6 protein-coding genes are annotated in these 8,119 nt (G+C 57.5%); 1 reads left to right on the top strand and 5 read right to left on the bottom strand.

Going from position 1 to position 8,119, the window contains the following annotated elements:
* Together alaS and recA are read right to left on the bottom strand one after the other, a co-directional pair.
* On the bottom strand, positions 1-2,021 hold a 2,021-nt coding region (gene alaS / locus AC6RA8_RS18040; protein WP_500354569.1), incomplete at its 3' end, for an alanine--tRNA ligase.
* A 167-nt stretch (positions 2,022-2,188) separates the two neighbouring features.
* Positions 2,189-3,268, bottom strand: a complete 1,080-nt coding sequence (gene recA, locus AC6RA8_RS18045) for a recombinase RecA (RefSeq protein ID WP_500354571.1) — start codon at positions 3,266-3,268, stop codon at positions 2,189-2,191.
* 198 nt (positions 3,269-3,466) lie between these two features.
* Between recA and AC6RA8_RS18050 the strand changes: the two genes are divergently transcribed.
* On the top strand, positions 3,467-4,066 hold the full coding sequence (locus AC6RA8_RS18050) for a gamma-glutamyl kinase (RefSeq protein WP_500354572.1): 600 nt from the start codon (positions 3,467-3,469) through the stop codon (positions 4,064-4,066).
* A gap of 5 nt (positions 4,067-4,071) precedes the next feature.
* Here AC6RA8_RS18050 and AC6RA8_RS18055 read toward each other — a convergent pair whose 3' ends face one another.
* The 3 genes from AC6RA8_RS18055 to AC6RA8_RS18065 all read right to left on the bottom strand — a co-directional run.
* The gene (locus AC6RA8_RS18055; protein WP_500354577.1) at positions 4,072-6,279 is read right to left on the bottom strand and encodes an ATP-binding protein; all 2,208 of its coding nucleotides are present in this window, start codon (positions 6,277-6,279) and stop codon (positions 4,072-4,074) included.
* Positions 6,280-6,530: 251 nt separating this feature from the next.
* On the bottom strand, positions 6,531-7,673 hold the full coding sequence (locus AC6RA8_RS18060; protein ID WP_500354573.1) for an RsmB/NOP family class I SAM-dependent RNA methyltransferase: 1,143 nt from the start codon (positions 7,671-7,673) through the stop codon (positions 6,531-6,533).
* 62 nt (positions 7,674-7,735) lie between these two features.
* On the bottom strand, positions 7,736-8,119 hold a 384-nt coding region (locus AC6RA8_RS18065), incomplete at its 5' end, for an IMP dehydrogenase (protein ID WP_500354575.1).

The raw sequence follows: 8,119 nt of genomic DNA on the forward strand, positions 1-8,119 counted from the left end.
CCGGATCCGGCTTCGGTCCCCATGGACACCACACGCACTTCGTCACCGTATTTTTCACCGAACAGCGCCTGCGCCCCAAGGGCCCGCGCATCATCGGGTGTCATGATCCGGGTCTCGACCGGTGCGTTCTGGCGGATATAGGCGTTGACCTCCGCCTCGACCGTGTTCAGTTCCTCAAGGCTCATCGCCTTGCCATGGCTGAAGTCGAAACGCAGGCGATCCGGCGCATTAAGCGAGCCGCGCTGTGCGACGTGATCCCCGAGTGCATTGCGGAGCGCCTCGTGCAGCAGGTGCGTGGCCGAGTGGTTGGCGCGAATTGTCGTACGGCGCGCGTGGTCAACTTCGAGCCGAACCGGGTCGCCCACGGACAACTGACCGCTGTCCACTGTCAGATAGTGCGCGTAAAGTCCGCCAGCCCGCTTTTGTACATCGCTGACATGTCCCGAAAACCGGGTCTCGTGCTCTTCCTGACTTCCTTCGACGCTCCGCACATAACCATGGTCGGCAACCTGCCCACCCGATTCCGCGTAAAACGAGGTCTGATTGAAGATCACCCAGGCACCGCCGCCGTCAACATCCAGTGATTGGGCTTCAGCACCCTCACTGACAATGGCCAGCACCACACCTTCAGCGATTTCGGTATCGTAGCCCAGGAAGTCGGTGGCAGCGTGACTGTCAGCCAAATCGAACCAGACGGTTGCATCCGCAGCTTCGCCTGAACCTGACCACGCGGCACGTGCTTTGGCTTTTTGCTCGGCCATGGCGGCATCAAAGCCGTCCGTGTCCACCCCGTATCCCTTTTCGCGCAGTGCATCCTGCGTCAGATCAAGCGGGAAGCCATAGGTGTCATAAAGTTTGAAGGCGGCATCACCCGGTAGGTAGGCACCTTCGGCCAAGCCAGCAACCTCGTCATCCAGCAGTTTCAGCCCCCGGTCGAGGGTCTGCTTGAAGCGGGTTTCTTCGGCCTGCAGTGTTTCCGTGATCAGCGATTGCGCCTGACCCAGTTCCGGATAGGCGACGCCCATTTGCTGCACCAGCGCAGGCACCAAACGGTACATCACTGGGTCCTGGGCACCCAACAGATGCGCATGCCGCATCGCGCGACGCATGATCCGACGCAGCACGTAGCCACGCCCGTCATTCGATGGCATCACGCCATCTGCAATCAGGAACGAGGTCGAGCGAAGGTGATCAGCGATCACCCGGTGATGTACGTTCTGATCGCCGTATGGGTCAACACCCGTGGCATCCGCAGACGCCTCGATCAGCGACTTGAACAGATCGGTATCATAGTTGTCGTGGCTGCCTTGAAGCAGTGCGCCGATCCGCTCAAGCCCCATGCCGGTGTCGATGGACTGCATGTCCAGATCGACCATCGAGCCATCTTCGAACTGTTCGTTCTGCATGAAAACGATGTTCCAGATTTCGATGAACCGGTCGCCATCCTCTTCCGGACTGCCGGGAGGGCCACCCCAGATGTGATCGCCATGGTCATAGAAAATCTCAGTACACGGGCCGCAGGGACCGGTCGGCCCCATCTGCCAGAAGTTGTCGGAAGTGGCGATGCGAATGATCCGGTCTTCGGGCACGCCGACCTTCTTCCAGATATCGAACGCCTCGTCATCCGTGTGGTACACGGTAACATAAAGCCGTTCCTTTGGGATGCCGAACTCGCCCGTGATCAGGTTCCATGCAAACGGAATTGCTTCGTGCTTGAAATAGTCGCCGAAGCTGAAGTTCCCCAGCATCTCGAAGAACGTGTGGTGACGCGCCGTGTAACCGACATTGTCGAGGTCATTGTGCTTGCCCCCGGCCCGCACGCATTTCTGGGCGGTGGTGGCGCGTGTATATTCCCGCTTTTCCAACCCGGTGAACAGGTTCTTGAACTGCACCATGCCCGAATTCACGAACATCAGCGTTGGGTCGTTGCGTGGCACCAGCGGGCTGGATGGCACGACCGCATGTCCTTGTTTTTCAAAGTAATTCAGAAAGGTTGAGCGGATGTCATTGAGCGATGGCATGGGCGTGGGTCCGGGCGTCTGATTGGTCGCTTTGACATAGCGCTGCGCCGCGGCAGTGTCCACAAACGAAACAGGGTGCCGCCTTCGCGACACCCTGCTCCGGATACTATCTGCATCACGTTTAGTGGGCCGAGGAGGTTCTGAGCCTGTCCCCCGCGCCCGAACGATCAGGCCTCGAGGATATCGTCATCCTCGATCTGTTCATGTTTGGGCATATCAAAGTCCAGCCCGTGCGCTGCGCGGATCTTGTCTTCAATCTCGTAGGCGATGCGTCCGTTTTCCTTCAGGAAGGTCTTGGCGTTCTCGCGCCCTTGCCCGATCCGTTCATCGCCATAGCTGAACCAGGAACCCGATTTCTCGACCACGCCGGCTTTCACGCCGAGGTCGAGCAGCTCGCCCATTTTTGAGATGCCTTCGCCATACATGATGTCGAATTCCACCTGCTTGAACGGAGGCGCCACCTTGTTCTTGACGACTTTCACGCGGGTGGCATTGCCCACGACCTCATCACGATCCTTGAGCGCACCGATCCGGCGAATGTCAAGACGCACCGAAGAGTAGAATTTCAGCGCGTTGCCCCCAGTGGTGGTTTCAGGCGAGCCAAACATGACTCCAATTTTCATCCTGATCTGGTTGATGAAGATCACCATGCAATTGGAACGGCTGATCGAACCTGTCAGTTTGCGCATGGCCTGGCTCATCAAACGGGCCTGTACGCCGACACTGCTGTCGCCCATGTCCCCCTCAAGTTCCGACTTGGGTGTCAACGCGGCCACAGAATCAACGATAACCATGTTCACAGCGCCGGACCGCACCAGAGTGTCGGTGATCTCAAGCGCCTGTTCACCAGTGTCCGGTTGCGAAATCAGCAACTCATCAAGATTAACGCCCAGCTTCTTGGCGTATTGCGGGTCCAGTGCGTGCTCAGCGTCGACAAAGGCACAAACGCCACCCGCCTTTTGTTGCTCAGCAACACAGTGAAGGGTCAGCGTGGTTTTGCCTGACGATTCAGGACCGTAGATCTCGACGATGCGTCCCATGGGCAAGCCGCCTATGCCAAGCGCGATGTCCAGACCAAGCGAGCCGGTTGAGCTGGCCTTGATGTCCTGAATGGCGTTTTCGTCGCCAAGCTTCATAATCGACCCTTTGCCGAACTGACGTTCGATCTGAGCCAGTGCGCTGTCGAGCGCCTTTTGTTTGTCTGCCGATTTCTTGTCTGTCATTGTCAAAAGGTCTGCCGTTGCCATTGCTTTGGTCCTTTGTGTCATACCCGCCGGGGGGCGGCAATCACTGCCGCAGCTGCGTCGATGTTCCCCTTGCGTTCCTTATGAGATCAAATCGGGAACATTTCAATAAATTTCTACGTAACTACCTTTTGTCAGCACGGGTTAAGGAGTAGTTTACGACCCAAAGCAAAGTTGAAGAAAAGCGTAACGAGGCAAGACATGCTGGTGTTTTACAAGGCAAAACTGGCATTTCTGGCTGTACCTAAGACAGGCACATCGGCTTACGAGACCGCGCTCGCACCACATGCAGACTTGGTCATTTCTGACCCCCCGGCTTTGAAACATGCACCGGTCTACCGCTACAACCGATTCATCCGCCCCATGTTTCTTAACGTCTGTGATGTCGACCTGGATGTCATGGCCGTCATGCGGGACCCAATAAGCTGGTTGGGCAGTTGGTGGAGATATCGGCAGCGGCCGTTCATGAAGGGCAAACCAAATGCCACCCATGACATCAGCTTTGACGACTTTGTGCTGGCCTACATGAAGGGCAAAAAGCCCGGGTTCGCGAACGTCGGAAGCCAGTATAAATTTCTTGAGCGCCAGCCAAATGGTACAGGTGTGACGCATCTGTTTCGATATGAGGATCAACCGCGACTGCAGGCGTTTTTGACAGAGCGGCTTGGCGTGACTTTTGAATTGGGACAGGAAAATGTGTCGCCCGCACGTCCGGTGGAATTGTCATCAGATGTAGAAACGCGATTTCGCCGGAAATGCGCAGAGGAGTTTGCCCTTTACGAGAGCATTCCAACGGCCTGACCTGCTCAATGCAATTGCTGGTGCACCGTCTCAGCCAGATCGTTGAGTGAAAACGGTTTCGGCAGGAAGACCGAATTTGGAATTTCCCTTTGTTGATCTGTCAGTCGATCCTCGGCATAGCCCGAGACAAAGACGACACGCACATCCGGACGTTCTTGAAGCGCCTCCCGGACCCAGGATGGGCCATCTTTCCCGGGCATGACGACATCCGTCACAAAAAGATCAACGTTTAGGGATGCATCCTCCAATGTCTTGAGCGCTGCCTCGGCCGAGTCAGCCTCAAGCACAGTGTAGCCGCGCAGTCGCAGGGCGCGACTGGCGAAAGCGCGAACCGGTGCCTCGTCCTCGACCAGCAAAATCACTCCGTCGCCATGTTTTGGCTCTGGTATCTGCGTGGGCACTTTCGCAGCAGGCGCTTTCGTTGTTGTCACCTCAAGGACCGGGAACATGATCGAAAAGCACGTGCCCTGCCCTGGAGTGCTGTCAACAAAGATGAACCCGCCGGTCTGTTTCACGATCCCGTAGGCAGTGGAAAGACCCAAGCCGGTACCTTCACCCGTTTTCTTTGTTGTGTAGAACGGCTCGAACACCTTTTGCAGCTTATCCGCAGAAATGCCGACGCCCTGATCTATGACGCGTAGACACACATAATCGCCAGCGGGCACACTCACACGATCGCGGTCCTGTGGTTCGGACAAGGTGACACACTCGGTCTCGATCTGTATTTCGCCACCATCCGGCATGGCGTCACGCGCGTTGACAACAAGGTTCATCAAAACCTGTTCCAACTGCCGCTTGTCGGCACGGATTGGTTTTAAAACGGGATCGTGGGACAGGTTCAGCGTGACCTTTTCCCCGACCAAGCGGTTCAACAGATGTGTGAGATCAGACATCGTGTCGCGCAGGTCCAACTCTTCCGGGCGCAGCGTTTGCTTGCGAGAGAAGGCAAGCAACTGGCCAACAAGAGCAGCAGCGCGATTGGCATTCTGGTTGATCTGCACAAGGTCGCTGTAGTCCGGGTCGCCCTGATCATGGCGCAGCAAAAGAAGGTCACAGTGGCCCGAAATCGCGGTGAGCAGGTTGTTGAAATCATGCGCGACCCCGCCGGCAAGCTGACCAATTGCCTGCATTTTCTGGCTCTGCACAAACTGCGCTTCGAGTGTTTTCAGTTCTGTCGCATCCGCAAGGACAGCGATCACGGACACTTCCCCGTCTTCGTTCATCCGATTGAGCGCGACCTGCACGAACATTTCCTTGTCCGAACGCGTCAATCTGAGGAACTCTGACTGCTGAACCGCGCGGCCCGATACCGTTTCCTCGAGCCAATCACTTATTGGGCGTCCCAGACCAGCCATCAGATCGGAAATGTGTTGGCCTTCGGCCAGCGCATTTCCAATCAGCTCGGACGCGCAGCGATTGAATCCACGTACATCGCCAGCGGGTGAAAATCGGACTAGCGGCACGGGCAAATCCTCAAGCGAAGCCCAACTGCCCGTTTTCTCGACTTCGCCTTCGGCTGGCGGTGGCAGAAGATAGTATGCCCGCCGCCCCGCACCTGCATCGACCTGAGTCACAAGAACGTCAACCGGACCATCGGGCGACGTCAAAGGGTTCACAGATCCCAGTTTTACCGGCACCTGTTCAAAAACCGCTTCAAGTGTTTTGACCCGTCCACCGACAAGTTTTCGGGCGCTTTCGTTCATATAGAGGACCGCACCTGTACGACCGACCATCAGCATCGGCAAACCGGGACCATCCGCCCCGCGCCCCTGTCCTGTATCGGGCGCGGCCTCAAGCCGCCAAAGCAGCGTGTCGTCTTCCATTTCGTGGACCGCGAGGCGCATGTGTCCCTTGCGTGTCACGATATCCTCGCGTGCAGCCCCATCAATCTCGGCCTGCTTTTTGAGCCGGAACAGAATACCGCCCGGGTTCGCAAAGGTGTTGCGCAACGTGCCCGCCATCGTCTCTCCCTTGCGCGTCGCGTATACCTGCCGCGCCGCCGCGTTGGCTTGCAATACTTCACCATCAGCGGTGCAAACAAAGCTCGGAGAAGCGTCTTTTTCAATAAAGGCGGCGATCGTCGATATCGTACTTTCCTGACGAGATCGGGACTTTCGTGCTTGCAACGTGACCGCAAAGCCCAGTCCCATCACAGCGAGTGAAGCGGCCAACAGCCCCATTTGTATCAACCGATCCGGTGCAAGGACGCCCATCACACCCAGCAACACAGCCGCGCCAAGAAGACTGACAGCCCGATGCGAGCTGTCCTTGTCAGGGCGGGTCAAACTGATTGGCGATCCCATATTGTCGGGCACCAGGCACCTCGTCTCTCTCGATTCGTTGTGCCTTTCTGCGACCAAAACGGTTAACTGCCTCTTAAGCCCTGCCCGTTTCTGCGCATTGGAGACCCGACGCCAAAGGCGAAATATCCCGACACGATAAACCTGAGGTTGAGTAAGCCTGCTCAACCTGTACGTGTCAAGTGCGCTACAAAGAAACCATCGCCCCATGCGTCAACAGGCCAACGGCGCGATGCATGGATACGAAAATCTGCGGACCCAGTGACAAGGCTTTGAACTTGTTCTTCATTTTCTTCGCGGAAAACAGAACAGGTCGCATAGAGAAGCGTTCCGCCAGGAGCAACAAGCTGAGCGGCTTTAGCCACAATCTCGCGCTGAATGCTTACCAACTCGTCCAGACGGTCTTGGGTCAGTGTCCACTTGGCGTCCGGCGTGCGGCGCCACGTGCCAGATCCCGAGCAAGGGGCATCGACGAATACAAGATCAAACGGCGGACTGGATACCAGCCGTTCGGGCGGACAAATCCTGATGTCGTGCCCGCCGCGCGCCGCGCGTGCAGGCAGATCGCTCATCCGAGTCGCATCCACATCACTGGCAGTCACAGACCAGCCAAGCGCGGCCATAGCCAACGCCTTGCCACCACCGCCTGCGCAAATATCCAGTGCCTTGCCGGGCGTACCAAGGTCAGCAACGGCAGCCTGGCTTGACGCGTCCTGCATCTCCACAAGGCCATTCATGTAGGCTGACGCGTGCCGCACACGGCGCGCCCCGTCAGTGACCGTCAGTGCCGTTGCGCCGCGCGGGTTTGCGATGGTTTCAATTCCGTCCTCTTTCAGCGTCAATTGTGCGTCTGCAACGCTGGTTTTAGACATGTTGACCCGCAACGTTACGGGTGCACGTCCGGTTAAGGCCAGTGCGGTCTGTTCGGCCTCCTCGCCAAGGCTGTTTTCAAAAACGGGTACCAACCAATCCGGCAGGTCCCACGCCACACCCTGGGACTCAAACGGTGTGGTTCTTTCACGTTCCAAATCGGACAAAGGTGCTGGCGCATGTCCTTGACCATCAAAGAGAGTTTCCGGGTCGATACTTTGGTCGCGCAGTCGCCCAATCATGCGTCCGCGCCCCGTATCCGCCCCACCGCGTGCCGCATCGCTGCGCCAATGACGCAGGACATCAAAGACGTGGTCACGGACTGCAGCACGATCCTTGGATCCAGCAAAACGACTGGCACGCGCCCAACGGGTCAGCGCCTTTTCCGCCGGTTGCCCATCGTCGATGGCATCGAGGATTTCTATGGCGGCAGCCACGCGTGCGCCGGGTGTCATCGCGTCAAACCAACTTGAAGTTCACCCCGCAACACCCTGTTTTCTCAAATAACCCGATAATTCGGAGACTCACGTGTGATCTGCACATCATGTACGTGGCTTTCCTTGAGGCCCGCACCAGTGATCTTCACGAAATTGCAGTTCTTCCGCATCTCATCAACCGTTGCGCAACCGGTGTAGCCCATGGCGGCTCGCAAGCCGCCCACAAGCTGGTGAACGACGGCGCCGGCCGATCCCTTGTAGGGCACCTGTCCTTCGATCCCTTCCGGCACCAGCTTGTCGCTGGCCGCGTCCTTCTGGAAATACCGATCGGCCGAGCCGCGCGCCATCGCGCCAAGGCTGCCCATGCCGCGGTAAGACTTGAAGCTACGGCCCTGATACAGAATGACCTCGCCCGGAGACTCGTCTGTCCCCGCGATCATGCTGCC

The organism is Tateyamaria sp. (genome assembly GCF_059783535.1).

What these genes read in the sequence shown, in the direction of transcription:
- recA (WP_500354571.1), bottom strand. Translation starts at nt 3,268, where the DNA reads ATGGCAACGGCAGACCTTTTGACAATGACAGACAAGAAATCGGCAGAC.
- AC6RA8_RS18050 (WP_500354572.1), top strand. Translation starts at nt 3,467, where the DNA reads ATGCTGGTGTTTTACAAGGCAAAACTGGCATTTCTGGCTGTACCTAAG.
- AC6RA8_RS18055 (WP_500354577.1), bottom strand. Translation starts at nt 6,279, where the DNA reads ATGGGCGTCCTTGCACCGGATCGGTTGATACAAATGGGGCTGTTGGCC.